Annotated in this window: 17 protein-coding genes and 2 tRNA genes; 5 read left to right on the top strand and 14 right to left on the bottom strand. The window is 70.6% G+C overall.

Going from position 1 to position 16,050, the window contains the following annotated elements:
- Positions 1-8: 8 nt before the first annotated feature.
- Positions 9-929 carry a LysR substrate-binding domain-containing protein gene (locus NHL53_RS04735; protein WP_433775667.1) on the top strand — a complete coding sequence of 307 codons (921 nt, stop codon included), beginning with the start codon at positions 9-11 and terminating at the stop codon, positions 927-929.
- Positions 930-974: 45 nt separating this feature from the next.
- Here NHL53_RS04735 and NHL53_RS04740 read toward each other — a convergent pair whose 3' ends face one another.
- The 14 genes from NHL53_RS04740 to def form a co-directional block, all read right to left on the bottom strand.
- A complete protein-coding gene (locus tag NHL53_RS04740; RefSeq protein WP_433775669.1) occupies positions 975-2,195 on the bottom strand; it encodes an aspartate transaminase in 1,221 nt (406 codons plus the stop codon).
- A complete protein-coding gene (locus NHL53_RS04745) occupies positions 2,192-2,941 on the bottom strand; it encodes a 4-carboxy-4-hydroxy-2-oxoadipate aldolase/oxaloacetate decarboxylase (protein WP_433775671.1) in 750 nt (249 codons plus the stop codon). Before NHL53_RS04745 ends, NHL53_RS04740 begins: the two co-directional genes overlap by 4 nt.
- Complete coding sequence (locus tag NHL53_RS04750) at positions 2,938-3,696, bottom strand: SDR family oxidoreductase (protein ID WP_433775673.1); 759 nt, start codon at positions 3,694-3,696, stop codon at positions 2,938-2,940. The genes NHL53_RS04745 and NHL53_RS04750 overlap by 4 nt, the downstream gene beginning before the upstream one ends.
- Positions 3,697-3,738: 42 nt before the next feature.
- Positions 3,739-5,073: an MFS transporter gene (locus NHL53_RS04755; protein WP_433775675.1), complete on the bottom strand. Its 1,335-nt coding sequence runs from the start codon at positions 5,071-5,073 to the stop codon at positions 3,739-3,741.
- Positions 5,070-6,080: a biotin-dependent carboxyltransferase family protein gene (locus NHL53_RS04760; protein ID WP_433775677.1), complete on the bottom strand. Its 1,011-nt coding sequence runs from the start codon at positions 6,078-6,080 to the stop codon at positions 5,070-5,072. The genes NHL53_RS04755 and NHL53_RS04760 overlap by 4 nt, the downstream gene beginning before the upstream one ends.
- Positions 6,077-6,796, bottom strand: a complete 720-nt coding sequence (locus NHL53_RS04765) for a 5-oxoprolinase subunit B family protein (RefSeq protein WP_433775679.1) — start codon at positions 6,794-6,796, stop codon at positions 6,077-6,079. Before NHL53_RS04765 ends, NHL53_RS04760 begins: the two co-directional genes overlap by 4 nt.
- Entirely contained in the window at positions 6,793-7,566 is a 774-nt protein-coding gene (locus NHL53_RS04770) for a LamB/YcsF family protein (RefSeq protein ID WP_433775681.1), read from the bottom strand. The genes NHL53_RS04765 and NHL53_RS04770 overlap by 4 nt, the downstream gene beginning before the upstream one ends.
- Positions 7,567-7,910: 344 nt before the next feature.
- The gene (locus NHL53_RS04775) at positions 7,911-8,729 is read right to left on the bottom strand and encodes an ABC transporter permease (RefSeq protein ID WP_433775683.1); all 819 of its coding nucleotides are present in this window, start codon (positions 8,727-8,729) and stop codon (positions 7,911-7,913) included.
- Between the two features lies 1 nt (position 8,730).
- The gene (locus NHL53_RS04780; protein ID WP_433775685.1) at positions 8,731-9,657 is read right to left on the bottom strand and encodes an ABC transporter permease; all 927 of its coding nucleotides are present in this window, start codon (positions 9,655-9,657) and stop codon (positions 8,731-8,733) included.
- Positions 9,654-10,760, bottom strand: coding sequence for an ABC transporter ATP-binding protein (locus NHL53_RS04785; protein ID WP_433775687.1), 1,107 nt, complete (start codon positions 10,758-10,760; stop codon positions 9,654-9,656). The genes NHL53_RS04780 and NHL53_RS04785 overlap by 4 nt, the downstream gene beginning before the upstream one ends.
- 31 nt (positions 10,761-10,791) lie before the next feature.
- The gene (locus NHL53_RS04790; RefSeq protein ID WP_433775689.1) at positions 10,792-11,874 is read right to left on the bottom strand and encodes an ABC transporter substrate-binding protein; all 1,083 of its coding nucleotides are present in this window, start codon (positions 11,872-11,874) and stop codon (positions 10,792-10,794) included.
- A 332-nt stretch (positions 11,875-12,206) separates the two neighbouring features.
- Positions 12,207-12,278, bottom strand: a tRNA-Asn gene (locus NHL53_RS04795).
- 103 nt (positions 12,279-12,381) lie between these two features.
- The gene (locus tag NHL53_RS04800) at positions 12,382-12,927 is read right to left on the bottom strand and encodes a septum formation family protein (protein WP_433775691.1); all 546 of its coding nucleotides are present in this window, start codon (positions 12,925-12,927) and stop codon (positions 12,382-12,384) included.
- A gap of 134 nt (positions 12,928-13,061) precedes the next feature.
- A complete protein-coding gene (gene def / locus NHL53_RS04805; RefSeq protein WP_433775693.1) occupies positions 13,062-13,628 on the bottom strand; it encodes a peptide deformylase in 567 nt (188 codons plus the stop codon).
- A gap of 75 nt (positions 13,629-13,703) precedes the next feature.
- Here def and NHL53_RS04810 point away from each other — a divergent pair, with 75 nt between their 5' ends.
- The 4 genes from NHL53_RS04810 (at position 13,704) to NHL53_RS04825 (ending at position 15,991) form a co-directional block, all read left to right on the top strand.
- Positions 13,704-14,705 (top strand): DMT family transporter, encoded by a 1,002-nt coding sequence (locus NHL53_RS04810; protein ID WP_433775772.1) that lies wholly within the window; start codon positions 13,704-13,706, stop codon positions 14,703-14,705.
- 13 nt (positions 14,706-14,718) lie between these two features.
- Positions 14,719-14,792 (top strand) — tRNA-Ile (locus NHL53_RS04815).
- Positions 14,793-14,928: 136 nt separating this feature from the next.
- Positions 14,929-15,123, top strand: coding sequence for a hypothetical protein (locus NHL53_RS04820; protein WP_433775696.1), 195 nt, complete (start codon positions 14,929-14,931; stop codon positions 15,121-15,123).
- A 97-nt stretch (positions 15,124-15,220) separates the two neighbouring features.
- Positions 15,221-15,991 (top strand): isocitrate lyase/PEP mutase family protein, encoded by a 771-nt coding sequence (locus NHL53_RS04825; protein WP_433775698.1) that lies wholly within the window; start codon positions 15,221-15,223, stop codon positions 15,989-15,991.
- Positions 15,992-16,050 lie beyond the last annotated feature (59 nt).

The raw sequence follows: 16,050 nt of genomic DNA on the forward strand, positions 1-16,050 counted from the left end.
GGAGTCCCGTGGACGTCAAGAAGCTCGCGGCGTTCACCAAGGCCGTCGATCTCGAGAGCATCTCGCGCGCGTCCGTGTCGCTCCATCTCACGCAGTCCGCGCTCAGCCAGCAGCTGTCGTCGCTCGAGGCGAGCATGGGCGTGCAGCTCCTCGCGCGCTCCCAGCAGGGGGTCTATCCCACGCAGGCGGGACGCATCCTCTACCGGCACGCCCAGCAGATCCTCCGCAGCGTCGACGAGGCCGTGTCGGAGGTCCGCTCGCGCGGCGAGGGCGTCAGCGGCCGCGTGTCCGTGGGACTCGCGCCGTACAGCATGGCCGGCGACCTCACGGTGCCCCTCCTCGCCGCGGTGCGCGACGAGCATCCGAACATCGTCGTCCACGTCCGCGAGAACTTCGGCGGGCTCCTCAGCGAGCTCATCGCGACCGGTCAGGTCGACATGGGCGTCCTCTACGCGCCGGTGTCGCTGAGAGCCGTCTCGGTCGAGCCGGTGCACGTCGACGAGCTCTGCCTGCTGTCGCACGCCGACCGCGGGATCCCGGCGCACGTCGAGTTCACGGACATCACCGACCTGGAGCTCATCGTGCCGACCCGGCAGCACTCGATCCGCCTCGCCGTCGACTCCGGGTTCCAGCGCCACGACGTGTTCCCCCGGATCGCGGCGGAGGTCGAGTCGGTGCCGAGCCTGCTGGAGGCCGTCGGCCGGGATCTCGGCGCGACGATCCTGCCGCGCACCTGCCTGCCCGACCTCGCGGGGCATCCCGATCTCGTCGTCAGCACGATCGGCACCCCTCCGATGTCGGTGCGCGTGGCGTTCTGCACGTCGGCGTCGCTCCCCCTCACGCCCCAGGCGGCGGCCGTCGAGCGGATCCTGCGGCGGCTCCTCGCCGCGCGGATCGCGCGGATCCCGTCGTCCGCCGGACGGAGCTGACGCGCCGGCGGCCCCGGGGTGCGGGGCGCCGGCGCGTCGGTCCCCTCAGCGCAGCTCGGCCGCCGCCGCGCCGATCGCGCGCACGCCCGCCTCGATCGTGTCGAGGTCGGTCGCGAAGGACATGCGGAAGCAGGGCTCCGCGCCGTAGGCCGACCCCTGGATGACCGCGACGCCGGCATGCTCCAGCAGGAACAGCGTGACGTCCTGGTCGTTCTCCAGGACGGCCCCCGCCGGCGTGGTCCGGCCGATGAGGCCCGAGCAGTCGACGAAGAGGTAGAACGCGCCGTCGGGACGAACGGGAGCGAGCCCCTCGATCTCGCCGAGCAGCGCGACGGCCCGGTCGCGCCGCTCGCGATACACGGCGACCGACTCCGCGACGAAGCCCTGGTCTCCCGTGAGCGCCTCGGCGGCGGCCGCCTGGGTGATCGACGAGGGACAGGACGACGTCTGCGACTGCAGCAGGTTGATCGCGCGGATGACGTCGGGGTCCCCCACCGCGTAGCCGAGGCGCCACCCCGTCATCGCGTAGCTCTTCGACACGCCGTTGACCGTCAGGACGCGGTCGCGGATCGCCGGCGCCGCCTCGGCGAGCCCCACGGCGCGCTCGTCGCCGAAGACGATCTCGTCGTAGATCTCGTCGGTGAGCACGCGGACGTGCGGGGCCTCCTCGAGCACCGCGCCGAGCGCCTGGAGCTCCTCGCGGGAGTACAGCGTGCCCGTGGGGTTGCTGGGGGCGTTCAGCACGAGCCACTTCGTGCGCGGGCCGATCGCCTCCCGCAGCGCGTCGGGGGTCAGCTTGTAGCGATCCGCCGCACGCGTCTCGACGATCACGGGCGTCCCGTCGTTGGCCCGCACCATGTCGGGATACGACACCCAGTAGGGCGCGGGGACGATCACCTCGTCGCCCTCGTCGAGCGACGCCGTGAAGGTCAGGTAGATCACCTGCTTGCCCCCGCCGCCCACCGTGATCTGCGCGTCCTCATAGCGCACGCCGCTGGTCCGCAGCATCCGCTCGCGGATCGCCTCGCGCAGGCGCGGCGTGCCGTTCACGGGCGTGTACTTCGTCTCGCCGTCCTGGATCGCGCGGATCCCCTCCTGCTTGACGTTCTCCGGCGTGTCGAAGTCGGGCTCGCCGACCGTGAGATCGAGGATCTCGCGCCCCTGGGCCTTGAGCTCCCGCACCCGCGCCGCGGCAGCCGAGCTCGGCGACTCCTTGATCCGCCGCACGCGGCGGGCGGGCACGAAGGGCGCGGACGCGGCGGTCACGGGCGCGCCCCCAGCCCGTGGTCGGGGTCGACGTCGTCGATGTCGGTCGTGATCCCCTTGGCGCGCAGCACGTCGTGCAGGTTGCACAGGTCGATCGTCGTGCGGCCCTCGCGGTACTGGGCGATGAGCTTCTCCTCGTGGTCCTCGCGCGCCTGCGACAGATCTGCCACCTGATCGATCTCGTCGCGGCGCACTACGACGACGCCGTCCGCGTCGCCGACGACCGCGTCGCCCGGGTTCACGAGCTGCCCGCCGAACACGAGGGGCTGATTGATCGGCCCGAGGGTCTCCTTCACCGTGCCGGTGATCGACACGCTCCCCGAGAAGACCGGCAGGCCCAGCGCGCGCAGCGACTCGGTGTCGCGCACGCCGCTGTCGGTCACGACCCCGGCGATCCCCTTTGACTGCGCCGCGTTCGCGAGCACGTCGCCGAACGTCCCGGCCTGGGACATCTCGCCCGCGGAGACGATGAGCACGTCGCCCGGCTGCGCGTAGTGGATCGCGACCTGCAGCATGAGGTTGTCGCGCGGCGCGCAGACCACGGTGAAGGCCGACCCGGAGAAGCGCATCGTGTGCTCGACCGGCTTGATCCGCGAGTCGATGGCGCCTCGGCGTCCCTGCGCCTCGTGGATGCTGGCGGATCCGAATCCCCCCAGCCGGGCGATGGACTCCGGCGAGGCGCGCTCGATGCGCGTCGTGACGTGCGGCGGCGTCTCCACGGGACGCGGCGTGGTCGTGATGGTCATGCGTCTTCCCTCCGATCGAACGTGAGCCCTCCGGGCACCTGGAATGTGGGCATGATCTCCATCAGGCCCATGTTGACGTGGCGGGGGGCCGCGAGGGCGAAGTCGATCGCCGCGACGATGTCGTCGGTCGTCAGCGACTCGTACCCCTCGTAGAAGGTCTCCCACGCCTCCTTCATCGCCTCCGGCGTGCCGCCCATGTTGCGTCCGAAGATCTCGGTCTCGACGCGCCCGGGGCAGACCTCGGTGACGCGGATGCGCTTGCCGAGCGTGTCGTTGCGCAGCTGTCGCGAGATCTGATGGACCGCGGCCTTCGTCGCGTGGTAGGCGGTGTGTCCGAAGAAGTTGTAGAGGCCGGCGATGCTCGAGATGTTGACGATGTGGCCGCGGTCGCGGTCGACCATGCCCGGCAGCAGCAGCCGGCTGAGGTGCAGGACGGCGCGGAGGTTCACATCCACCATCGCGTCGATCGCTCCGCGGGTCGCGTCGAGGACGTTGCCGTTCGCGCTCACGCCGGCGTTGTTGACGAGGATGTCGATCTCGAGACCGCCGAGCTCCCGCTCGATCGCGTCGACGTCGGCGAGATCGACGACGTGCGGGATCGCCCCCGTCTCCTCGGCCAGCGCGGCGAGCCGGTCCTCCGCGCGGGCGACCGCGTGCACGGCGATGCCGTTCTCGCGGAGCTTCCGCACCGTCGCCTCGCCCATCCCCGTCGACGCCCCTGTCACGAGTGCGGTGCGATAGTCGCTGTAGGTCATGATGACCGTCCTTTCCTGTTGATGTCTCTGGGTCGCCGGGGGTCACGCGTCGCGCAGCGGGACATGCGCGCGATCGGTGACGCTGAGGACGGCGACGAGGGTGCCGATCGAGGTGACGACGGCGTAGAAGGCGGGGACGTAGATGCTCCCCGTGAGTCCGATGAGCCACGTCATGAGCAGCGGCGCCGTGCCGCCGAACACCGCCGCGGACACGTTGTACCCGACGCCGTAGGCGCTGTAGCGGATCCGCGTCGGGAACAGCTCGACGATCAGCACGTGGATGACCGCGGTGTGCCCCGCGAACACGACGGCCATGATGCTGGCGCCGAGGATCGCGAGCCCGAGACGCCCCGTCACGATCAGCGCGTAGGCGGGGACGGCGACGATCGCCATCGCCACGGCGGCGCCCGCGACGACCTTCTTGCGGCCGATCCGATCGGAGAGCGCCCCCATGATCGGGATCGCGATGCAGATCGCGACGAGGCTGCTCGCGGTGACGACGAGGGCGGTTCCGATGTCGAAGCCGATCGCGTCGGACTCCAGGAACGTGGGCATGAAGCTGAACAGCACGTAGTACCCGGATCCGTTCATCAGCGGGATGAACAGCGCGAGGAGCATGGCGCGGCGGTGCTCGCGCGTCGAGAAGGCCTCGCGCAGCGGGTTGCGCGAGAGACCGCCCTCCTTCTGCAGGCGCTGGAAGTTGGGGGTGTCCTCGAGCGAGCGGCGGATGTACCAGCCCACGAGCCCCAGCGGGACCGCGACGAGGAACGGGATGCGCCAGGCCCAGGATCCGAACCCGCCGCCGTCGATGGCCTCCTGGGTGAGCCAGGGCGACATGAGGAAGGCCACGACGGTGCCGGTGAGGAGCGCCGCGAACGACGCGATCTGGGCGAGGCTCGTGTGGAGGCCGCGCCTGCCCTCCGGCGCGTGCTCGGCGAGGAAGGTCATGGCGCCTGCGGCTTCGCCGCCGACCGAGAAGCCCTGCAGCATCCGCAGCAGCACGAGCAGCACCGGCGCGGCGATGCCGATCGCGGAATACGGCGGCAGGAGGCCGAGACCGGCCGTCGCGACGCTGATGAGCATGATGACCGCGACGAGCATGCGCTGCCGGCCGAACCGGTCGCCCATGATCCCGAAGAACACGGCCCCGAGCGGACGCACGAAGAAGGACACGGCGTAGCCGGCGAACACGAACACGAGCGCCGTGGTGGCGTCGTCGCGCGGGAAGAAGACGAGGGCGAGCGCGGAGGCCATGAAGGCGAAGATGCCGTTGTCGTAGAGCTCGACGAAGATGCCGATGCAGCCGGCGGTCACCACCTTCCGGCGGCTCGGGGCCTGGTCGATGCGCCCGGTGAGGACGCGGGTCGAGGAGCTCATGCGCCCCTCCTCTCCGATGCGCGATCGGCGAGGAGCTCGTCCGCTCCCAGGCACGCGTACACGGTCGCGACCCGGTCGCGGAGGGAGTCGAGCCTCTCGCGCCAGATGCGCGCGTCGCGTCCGGCCTGCTCCGCGCTGACCCGCCGGAACGTGACGGCCGTCCCCGGACGCGCCTGCCCGAGCGTGTCGAGCGAGGTGGAGGTGACGACGGCGAGCACCGGGTAGCCGGCCGTGACGCCTCGCCCGCGGTGGAGGACGAGGAGCTCGTCGCCCGGCGGCACCTCGACGGCGCCGATCGGCACGCCACGGGAGATCATCTCATCGGAGCGGATGCGCTCGGGCAGGGCGCCGGAGAGCCGCATGCCGATGTGGTTGCTGCGCGGCGTCACGCGGTACGGGGCGTCGAACAGGCGCGCCGCGGTGCCGGCGAACTCGTCGATGTCGGGGCCGTCCGTCACGTCGACCACGGCGGTCTCCCCGAAGTAGGGCCTGTCGACGCCGAAGTCGAACAGCGAGATGCCGAAGTACGGGTTGATGGGCGCGCTCGCTCGCGCTCGCAGGGCGACCTCGTCGCCGTCGCGGAGCACCTGCCCGAATCCGATGACGGTGTCCGGGGCGCAGCTTCCCAGCAGCGACGGCACGTCGAAGGATCCGTGCACCGCGACATATGCCCGCATGCCCCCGGTCATCCCGGACAGCCGCACCTCCTGACCGGCGGCGACGGGCACGGGCTCCCACATCGGCCGCTCGCAGCCGTCGACCTCGAGCGCCACCGCGGCGCCCGTCACGGCGATGAGCACGTCGGCGCTCGGGGCGAAGGCGATCTCGAACGCGACCGCCTCGATGAGCGGAGCGGACTCGTCGTTGGCGACGAGGATGTTCGCGACCCGGGCCGAGTACTGGTCGAGCGCCCCGTTCACGGGCAGGCCGATCCCGGGGCCGCGCACGCGGCCGAGGTCGGTGATCGCGGAGCGGCCGGCCGCGGAGATGGCGAGACGAGGGCTCATGCTGCCGCCTCCGCCGGCTCGAGGCGGCGCCCCCTGAGCTCCGCGAAGCGCTCCTCGTCGATGCGCTCGAAGCGCAGGGTGTCTCCTGGCGCGTACGGGACGAGGGGGTCGGCGTCGAGGTCGAGCACGACGAGCGGCGTGCGGCCGATCAGCGACCAGCCGCCCGGCGCGGGGGCCGGCGTGATCGTGGCCTGCCTCCCCGCGAGCGACACGGCGCCCTGCGGCACGTGGACCCGGGGGCTCTTCAGCCGCGGGACGGGGACGGGCAGATCGGGGCCGTCGAGCATGGGCGATCCTCCCGGGGCTCCGAGGCAGCGGATGACGTAGGTCGGGGCGAGGTGCGCCGCGACCACCTCCTCCTCGTCGAGCCCCGTCAGCGCGGCGACGTCGGGGAGGTCGGGGCCGCCCTCGCCGCCGTAGAGGACGGGCACCACGAACTCTCGCGGGTTCCGCGTGAGGGGCTGCGACGGATCGATCTCGCCGAGCACCGCCTGCACGATCGCGGACATCGCCGCGGCGGTCGTGGTCAGCGGATCGAACTCGATGAGCGTCGACTCGTAGGTCGGGATGGCGGTGTGCACCCCCTCGATGCCGGGGGTCGTGACGGCGCGGGCCACCATGTGGGCGATCCGCCAGTCCGTCTCGCGATCGCCCGTCGCGCCGGTCACGCGCAGCGCGGACTCGCCCGTGGGCTGGATCCGGGCGAGGTCGGTCACCGCAGGGCCCCCGCATCGAGCGGCGCGATCGTCACGCCGGCCTCCTCGAGCCCCTGGCGGATCCGTCGCGACAGCGCGACCGCCGTCGACGTGTCGCCGTGGAGGAGGACCGTGTCGGTGCGCACCGGGATCTCGACGCCGCCGACGCTGGTGATGGCGTTCTCGAGCACCATCCGCACGGTGCGGGCCGCGACCTCCTCCGGGGCGTGGATGACCGCCCCCGGCTCGGAGCGCGGCACGAGCGTGCCGTCGTCGCGGTAGGCGCGGTCGGCGATGCCGACGATGCCGACCGCGAGGCCGGCGGCGCGCGCGGCCTCGGCGAGTTCGCCGTCCTGCGCCAGGACGATCAGCTCCGGGTCGATGCCGAGCACGGCGTCGACGACGGCCTGGGCGTAGTCGGCCCGCGTGGCCACGAGGTTGCCGAGACGGCCGTGGGGGGCGACGTGCGCCAGCGCCGTGCCGTGATGCGCGGCGAAGCCCGCGAGGGCCCCGATCTGGTAGGTGAGGTCGGTGCGCACCTCGTGCGGCGTCAGGTCCATCGCGCGCCGCCCGAAGCCGACGAGATCGGGGAAGCTCGGGTGCGCCCCGATCGAGACGCCGCGCTCCGCGCAGCTCGCGACGGTGCGATCCATGATGCGAGGGTCCCCGGCGTGGAACCCGCAGGCGACGTTCGCCGACGTCAGGACGTCGAGGAGCGCCTCGTCGTCTCCCATCCGCCAGTCGCCGAATCCTTCGCCGAGGTCGGCGACGAGGTCGATGCTGCGAGTCACCCGAGGGCTCCTTCCGTCTGTGGGGTCCGGCTCCGTCGTCGGAGCCGGTCGCGCGGTCGGACCGCGCCCGTGTCTCGATTCCACTGCACCGCGAAGCGAGGGGGCAAGCTCGTTGCCACTCTTGTGCCGATCGCGGAGAGGGGGACGCCGAGGAACGGATGTGTTTTTATTCTAAAAAACCAGGGATTATGTACGCTCGCGGGTACACATAAGGCATCGTGACGGGGGTATCTCGAATCGCGATACCTCGTGCCAAAACGTTGCCGGACAGGGGTGCCGCCGGCCGTGTCGCGACCTCGCGAGCGGGGCCGGCCGGATCCCATCCGGCCAGCCCCGCAGGCGGGTCAGCGCAGCGCCGTGCGCAGACCCATCACCCGCTCGACGATGAACACGATCACGATCGAGAACAGGATGAGGATCACCGACAGCGCCGCGACGACCGCATCCGCGGAGTTCTCGACGTACCGCAGCACCTGCACGGGTAGCGTGGGCCGCCCGGACTCGGCCACGAACAGCGAGATGACCGCCTCGTCGAACGAGACGATGAAGGCGATCACGCCGCCCGCGATCACGCCGGGCGCGATGATCGGGAGGGTGACGCGCCGGAACACGGTGAACGAGCTCGCCCCCAGCACGCGCGCGGCCTCCTCGCACGACGTGTCCGAGGTCTGCAGCGACATGAGCGTCGTGCGGATCACGTACGGGATCGTGATCGCGATATGTCCGATCACGATGCTCTCGTAGGTGTTCGTGAGCCCGAGCGGACCGAGCACGAGCACGAGGCCCAGCGCGAGGACGATCGTCGGGACGAGCAGAGGCGAGAGGAAGAACCCCGACAGCGCCGCCTTCCCCGGGAACTCGTAGCGGTCGAGCGCGAGGGTCGCCGGCACCCCGATGAGGAGCACGATGACCGTCGTGATCGCCGCCGTGATGAGGCTCGTCTGCAGGCCGTCGAGGAACGCCGTCTGCTTCGGCAGCTCCGCGTACCAGTGGAACGTGAACCCCTCGGGAGGGAACGACAGGTACTGGTTGGAGCTGAACGAGATCACGAACACGATCAGCAGCGGGGCGAGCAGGAAGACGTACATGAGGAAGACCAGCACCTTGAACGCCAGTCCCCCGTATGCGAACCGCTTCTTGAACGGCACGGGCGTCGTCGTCATGTCAGCTCACTCCCAGCTTCTTGATGAGGGCCTGATAGGCGGCGATGACCGCTCCGAACAGCACGAGCAGGATCACCGCGAGGGCGGCGGCGAACGGCCAGTTGAGCAGCCCCGTCGCCTGGTCGTAGATCTCCGTCGCGAGCACCTGGACGACGCCGCCGCCGAGCAGGCGCGGGGTGACGAAGGTGCTGATGGCCAGCACGAACACGAGCAGGAACGCCGTGAGCACGCCCGGGAGGCTGAGCGGCAGGGTGATCCGGAAGAACACCTTCGCCCTGTTCGCTCCGAGCGACCCGGCGGCCTCCTCGAGCTGGGTGCTGATGCGCCCGAAGCCCGAGATCATGGCGAGGATCGCGTACGGCATGAAGATCTCGACGAGACCGATGATCACGCCCGTCATGCTGTTGGAGAGGCGGAGGGGCGCCGAGATGATCCCCAGGCCGACGAGCGTCGAGTTCACGAGCCCGTCGTTGCCGAGGAGCACCATCCAGCCGTACGTGCGCACGACGGCGCTGGTCAGCAGCGGAGCGAGCGCCACGGCGAGCAGGAGGCCCTTCCACTTGCTCTCCGTGCGGGCGAGGAACAGGGCGATGGGATACGAGACGAGGATGCAGAGCACCCCGACGGCGACGCCCATGAGGAACGTGTCGCCCGTGACCTTCCAGTAGTACGGGTCGGTGAGCGGCTCGAGGATCGTCTGCAGCGTGAACGTCTCGACGACGATGCCGTTGCCCGCGCCCTCGTTGAACGCCATCCGGATCATGTAGACGAGCGGGAAGACGAAGCTCACGATGAGCCCGAGGATGCCGGGGATCACGAGGGCGAGCACCGTCAGCCGGTTGCGTCGGCGCGTGCGCTGCTCCTGCTCCCCCGCGGGGGCGGTGGGCCCGCTTCCCCTCGCCGCGGCGAGCGTCTGGGTGGCGGTCACGGCGCGGATCCCTCGACGTCCTCGGGCAGGACGAGGGCATCCTCCGCCCGCCACGAGAGCACGGCCTCGTCGCCCCTGTCCATCCGGTCGGCGCCCGAGGTCAGGCGCTCCGCCGAGAACAGGCGATCGCCGACGCGCACGCTGTATCCGAGCGCATCGCCGGTGTAGCTCAGCGACTCGACGACGCCGCGGATCCCCTCCGCGCCCGATGAGGCGGGCTCGGCGCGGAGGCGGTGCGGACGGATGAGGAGATCGCGCTCCCCCGCGAGGCCGGACTCGCCGATCGCCTCGAAGGTGCCGAAGCCGTCGATCTCGACGCCGTAGCGGGAGTCGCCGCGGGTGTGCGGCGTCTCTCCGCGCACGGTCACCCTGAGCAGGTTCGCGCGCCCGATGAAGTTCGCGACGAAGCGGGTGCGGGGTCGTTCGTACACCTCGACGGGCGACCCGAACTGCTCGATGAGCCCGCCGTTCATGACCGCGATGCGATCGGACATGTCGAGCGCCTCGTCCTGATCGTGGGTGACGAACAGGGTCGTGGCGCCGCTGCGCTGCTGGATCTGGCGGATCTCGGTGCGCATGGTCTCGCGGAGCTTCGCGTCGAGGTTCGACAGCGGCTCGTCGAGGAGCAGGAGCGTCGGCTCCACGACGAGGGCGCGCGCGAGGGCGATGCGCTGCTGCTGTCCGCCCGACAGCGCGCGCACCTGCCGCTTGGCGAGGTGATCGAGCTGGACCATCTCGAGCGCCTTCCGCACGAGCACCTCCTGGTCCTTCTTGCTCTTCTTGCGCATCTGCAGGCCGAACGCGACGTTCTCGTGCACGTTCATGTGCGGGAACAGGGCGTACGACTGGAACACCATCCCCATGCCGCGCTTGTGCACGGGCGTGTTCGTGATCTCGTTGCCGTCGACGAGGATCCGCCCCGCGGTGGGATCCATGAGGCCCGCCACCATGCGCAGCGTGGTGGTCTTCCCGCAGCCAGACGGGCCGAGGAGCGAGACGAGGTGCCCCTCCTCGACGTTCATGTCGAGCCGGTCGACCGCGGGCGGGATCCCCTGCGCGTACTGCTTCGTGAGGCCGACGAGCGAGAGCTTGTGCGTGTCCATCTTGTCCTTCGTTGTCGAGCGCGGTCGGCGATCAGCCGCCGATGATCTCGCGCTTCCAGCGGTCGGTCCACTCGTCGCGCACGCCGGCGAGCCACTCCTGGTCGATGTCGATGATCTTCATCGATCCGTCGGTCTGCACGACGCGGTCTGCGACCTCGGCCGGGAGCTCGGCGTCGGTGCTCGGCGCGTAGAAGAGCGCCTTGGCGAAGGCCGTCTGCGCCTCGTCGGACAGCGCGTAGTCGATGAAGGTCTTCGCGGCCTCCGGGTTCGGGGCGCTGGCCGAGAGGTTGATGGTGTTGATCTGGTACACGGTGCCCTCCTCGGGGAAGGCCACGCCGAGCTTGCCGTCGCTGTCGTCGGCGTAGTACTGACCGCGGGCGTTCTGGCCGAGGCCGAGCACGGTCTGGCCGGTGATCACGCTCTGGTACTCGTCGGGGTTCGGCGCCCAGGACTGCACGTTCGGCGCGAGCTCGGTGAGCTTCGCGATCGACTCGTCGACCGACTGCGTGAAGTCCTCGCCGAGCATCTCGGAGGTGATGGCGGTGAGGTTGATGCCGAGTCCCGAGGGCGGCGCGACGACGCTGACCTTGCCGGCGTACTCGTCGTCCCACAGCACCTCCCAGCTCGTGGGCGCGTCGGGGATGACCTCGGTGTCGTAGAGCAGCCCGACGGCGTCGAGCTGCAGCGTGGGTCCGAAGCCGTCGGCGTCGAGGAACTCCTCCTTCACGTTCGCGAGGTTCGGCACGTCGCTCTCGTCGAAGGTCGTGAAGAGGTCCTGCGCGTTGCCGCTGTCCGAGACGGAGATGTCCATGATCGCGACATCGGTCGTCGGGCGCCCGCCCTCCGACTGGATGGCGCTGAGCATCTCGGCGGAGGAGCGCTTCGAGACGTAGTTGATCTGGATGTCGGGGTACTTCTCGAGGAAGGGATCGATGACCGCCTCGCGGTACTGCTCCTCCCAGATGCTCGCGTACCCGATGATGCTGATCGTGCCGGACTCCGGCCCGGCGTCGGTGGCGGGGCCGGACTGGCCGCCGCAGCCGGCGAGGACCGTGGTGCCGGCGACGGAGGCCGCCAGTGCGGCCGCGATGCGGCGACGAGTGAGTGCAGACATGGTGGATGTCCTGTTCTTCGATGCGGGATCGCCCGACGTCCGTTCACGCCGGGAGGTGTCTTCTCAGAGGGGATCTCGGCGCCGCCCAGCCTGCATGCCGTCGTCCGGATCGCGCCGTTGCATCCGCTCCGCTTGATCCGAAAGTATGAGAGCGCGCCGACGCCCGCCATCCATTTGCCAAGGATTTGCCGTCGAGGCGAGCACTCCCCCGGATTGCGGGGATCAGAACATACGAACGTAACAATCGGTGGCAACTTTCTTGCCACCGGGCGACGCGGCGAAGGATCGCGCGCACGCAAAAGGCCCCCACCCCGGAGGGTGAGGGCCTGTCGCTCCCCGGGTTGGACTCGAACCAACAACCTGCCGGTTAACAGCCGGCTGCTCTGCCATTGAGCTACCGAGGATCATCTCGCTGTCACGCTCCCGCGCAACTCGAACAGCTTAGCAAACGAGTGCGCGGGAGCGAAAAGCGAGTCCGTCGCCGGGCGCGTCGCGCCCGGCCGGGCGTCACTGCTGGGAGTCTTCGAGGGTTCCCGTGACGGGGACGACGTTGGATCCCTGGTCGTCGTCGGACTTGTAGACCATGCACTGGATCGTGCGGTCGTCGCCGTTCTCCCACGACTGCTGGGTGGGGGTGAACCAGGTGAACCAGAGGCTCGGGGACTCCTCGAAGGGGAGGCCGACGAACTCGGCGAACGCCGACCCGCAGCCGTCGAACGCCTCGTCGTCGAACGCCTCGTTGCTCCCCGGCCACTCCGTGTGCTCCGTCGTGAACTCGTGATAGAGCTCGTAGTCGTGCTCCTCGCCGCAGGGCACCACCTCGATGTCGGACACCTCGTCGCTCTGCGGGTCGGCGAGGCAGTCGCCCGGCTTGATGTCGAACACCGACTCGCTGCCGCCCTGCGTGACCTCCTCCGTCTCCGCGTCGCGCTCCGCGCCGCCCAGGAGCGACGAGACCGACGCGCATCCGGAGAGCGCGACGGCGAGGACGAGGACGCCAGCGGAGGCGACGCCCCCGCGCAGGATCCGGGTGCGGTGGGCTGTGTGCGTCATCGTGCGCTTCCTTCTGCGTGCAGGCGGTGCGGGGCGGGCTCCTCGCGGGACCGTGCGAGCGCCCCGCCGCTCAGCTTAGACGGCCTCCGGCCCCGCGAACATGCGGTTCGCGGGGCCGGAGGGACGGGTGCGGGTCAGGCGTCGACGTCGTCGACGCCAGGGGTCCAGCTCACGCCGGGGCGACCCCAGCCGCGCTTCTTCGAGATCTTCTGGGCCGTCTTCCAGTCCCCGTCGGAGATCCGGTCGATGTAGATCACCCCGTCGAGGTGGTCGAACTCGTGCTGCATGATGCGGGCGCGCCACCCGTCGACCTCGATGCGCACGGGAGCGCCCTCGATGTCGGTCCCCGTCACGACGACGCGGTCGGAGCGACGCAGCGGGAACGCCTCGCCGGGGAACGACAGGCACCCCTCCGACTCGGAGTCCTCATCCGGGTCGCCGGGGACCGTGGGGGTCATCCACAGCTCAGGGTTGATGATCTCGCCCCGCCAGGGGCGCCCCTCGTCGTCCTCGTAGGTGTACGTGTAGATGCGCAGGCCGACGCCGACCTGCGGCGCGGCGAGGCCGACACCGGGCGCGGCGTCCATGGTCTCGTACATGTCGGCGACGAGGGTGCGGATCTCGTCGGTGATCTCGGCGACGGGCTCGGCGGGGGCGTGCAGGACGGGGTCGCCCCAGATGCGGATGGGCAGAATGGCCATGAGGGCCAGGATACTGAGCGCGGCTGGGCGAGATCGCAGGGCCCAGCGGATATCGTCGACTCTGTGAACTGGGGGATGATGGAGGCGGCTCTGCCGATGCTCACCGTCGACGGCATCGGCATCTTCGACAATCCCGGCCTGCTGCTCGGGATCCCTCTCGCGATCGCCGGGGCCGTGTTCATGTCGCTCGGCGCCCAGTATCAGAGCCGCGGCGTGCGGAAGGTCGAGCATCTCTCCGGGGCGACGGGACGCACGGGGCTCAGCGGGGGGCAGCTCGTACAGCTGCTGCGCCGACCGTCCTGGCTCGTGGGAACAGCCCTCCTCGGCGCCGCGATCATCTGCCAGCTGTCCGCGCTCGCCATCGCGCCTCTCATCGTCGTGCAGCCCCTGGGCGCCGTCTCCCTCGTCATGACCACGCTGCTCAACGCGAACATGACCGGGCACATGCCGACGAAGGCGTCGATGACGTCGATCGCGCTGTGCCTCGGCGGGATCCTCGTGTTCGTGCTCTTCGCCGCGCTGTACGCCAGGGAGTATCCGCTCGACGACACGCAGCTGCTGACGCTGCTCGTCATCCTGTTCATCGTGCTCATCGTGGTGGGCGCGACGTGGCTGCTGCTGCGCACCCGGGCGGGCGCGCTCTTCTATATCACGGGAGCCGGCGTGCTGTACGGCTTCGTCGCGACGCTCGCGAAGGTCATCATCAAGCGCGTGCAGGCGGGAGACATCGGGCTCGTCACGATCGCCTGCGGCATCGCCCTCGCGGCGGCCGCGGCCGCCGGCGCCTACTTCGTGCAGACCGCCTACTCGTCGGGCCCGCCCGACCTCGTCATCGCGGGCCTCACCGTGATCGACCCGATCGTCGCGGTCGTCATCGGCGCGACGTTGCTGGGCGAGGCGGCGCAGGCCCCCGTCTGGACCCTGCTCATCTGGGTCGTCGCCGGGTCGGTCGCGACCGTCGGCGTGGTGATGCTCGCCCGCAGCCACCCCCAGGTGATCAGCGAGAGCCAGGAGCTCCCGATCACCCGCGGCAGCACGCCTCCCGGGCAGGCGGAGGAGCCGGAGGACGACCGGTAAGCTCGTCACGTCGGGGGCGGTGGCCAAGCTGGTGAAGGCAGTGGACTCATAATCCAACGATCGCGGGTTCAAGTCCCGCCCGCCCTACCGCGGACCGGATGTCCGAGAGCGCCCCGCGCCGCCTCCTGAGGCCGCGCGGGGCGCTCTCTCTCCGCCCCTCCCCCGTGGCTCGACGTCGCGCCTCCCGCATCCGGACCGGCCCGCTCGGTTCAGGCGATGGCTCGTGCGCTTCGGGGTGCCGGGAGCGAGCATCCTCGGCCCCCTCGCGATCCCGACCCCGTTCGCCTCGGCCCTCCTCGTCGCCGGCGGCACGCCGCGCGGCTGGGTGCTGCTCTGGCAGGCGGTGGCCATCGCGATCTGGACGACCGGCGGGAAGGCATCGGTCTGGGCCGCGCTCACGTTCCTCGTGGGGGTCTGATCTCGATGCCCCGCCGGGCCGACGGCCGGAGGAACGGAACGCGTCATCTCGGGAAACAGCATCGCGGCGCCGCGCGGACGAGGGTAGCGTCCAGGTCATGACCGCTCCCGAGAAGGCCCAGGCGCTGAAAGCGCTCCACGAAGCATCCGAGATCCTCCGCGTCGTCAACGTCTGGGACGCGATCAGCGCCCGGAACATCGCGGAGCTGCCCGGCACGCGCGCGCTCGCGACCGCGGGGCACTCGATCGCCGCGAGCCACGGCTTCCCGGACGGCGAGATCCCCCTCGACCTCGCGCTGTCGGCGCTGTCCCGGATCGTCGAGGCGACGGATCTCCCCGTGAGCGCCGATCTGGACGCGGGGTTCGGGAACCCGGGAGAGGCCGTCCGGCAGGCGATCGGCGTCGGCGTCGTCGGCGCGAACGTCGAGGACCGGCTCGCCCCTCTGGCGGAGTCCGTCTCGCATGTCGAGGCGATCGTGCGCGCGGCGGAGCAGGAGGGCATCGCCTTCCAGCTGAACGCCCGCACCGACGCGCTCGTGCGCGGCGGGGACCGTCCCCTCTCCGTGAGCCTCGGCGACGCGATCGAACGCGGGAGGGCCTTCCTCGACGCCGGGGCGAGCCTCGTCTTCGTCCCGGGGGTGCTCGACCGGGAGTCCACCGAGCGCCTCGTCGACGGCCTCGGGGAACGCAGGCTCAGCGTCATCGGCCTGCCGGGCGCGCTCACCGCCGCGGAGTACGAGTCGCTGGGCGTCGCGCGCATCTCCTACGGGCCTCTCACGCAGCGGGTGGCCCTGCGCGCGCTACGCGACCTGGCGGAGGACCTCTACGGCGACGGGGTCGTCCCTGAGGACACGCCCGAGCTCAACTGAGACGCCGGACGCGCACGGGAGCGCCCTGGGGCGACGGGCAGGAGCCTCCTGCGGGTCGC

Origin of the sequence: Microbacterium sp. gxy059, from assembly GCF_050958665.1 — a bacterium.
GTDB lineage: Bacteria > Actinomycetota > Actinomycetes > Actinomycetales > Microbacteriaceae > Microbacterium.

Coding starts and splice junctions, on each gene's coding strand:
- NHL53_RS04760 (WP_433775677.1), bottom strand. CDS start 6,080: ATGAGCCCTCGTCTCGCCATCTCCGCGGCCGGCCGCTCCGCGATCACC.
- NHL53_RS04775 (WP_433775683.1), bottom strand. CDS start 8,729: ATGACGACGACGCCCGTGCCGTTCAAGAAGCGGTTCGCATACGGGGGA.
- NHL53_RS04790 (WP_433775689.1), bottom strand. CDS start 11,874: ATGTCTGCACTCACTCGTCGCCGCATCGCGGCCGCACTGGCGGCCTCC.
- NHL53_RS04800 (WP_433775691.1), bottom strand. CDS start 12,927: ATGACGCACACAGCCCACCGCACCCGGATCCTGCGCGGGGGCGTCGCC.
- NHL53_RS04785 (WP_433775687.1), bottom strand. CDS start 10,760: ATGGACACGCACAAGCTCTCGCTCGTCGGCCTCACGAAGCAGTACGCG.
- NHL53_RS04755 (WP_433775675.1), bottom strand. CDS start 5,073: ATGAGCTCCTCGACCCGCGTCCTCACCGGGCGCATCGACCAGGCCCCG.
- NHL53_RS04825 (WP_433775698.1), top strand. CDS start 15,221: ATGACCGCTCCCGAGAAGGCCCAGGCGCTGAAAGCGCTCCACGAAGCA.
- NHL53_RS04745 (WP_433775671.1), bottom strand. CDS start 2,941: ATGACCATCACGACCACGCCGCGTCCCGTGGAGACGCCGCCGCACGTC.
- NHL53_RS04750 (WP_433775673.1), bottom strand. CDS start 3,696: ATGACCTACAGCGACTATCGCACCGCACTCGTGACAGGGGCGTCGACG.
- NHL53_RS04810 (WP_433775772.1), top strand. CDS start 13,704: ATGATGGAGGCGGCTCTGCCGATGCTCACCGTCGACGGCATCGGCATC.
- def (WP_433775693.1), bottom strand. CDS start 13,628: ATGGCCATTCTGCCCATCCGCATCTGGGGCGACCCCGTCCTGCACGCC.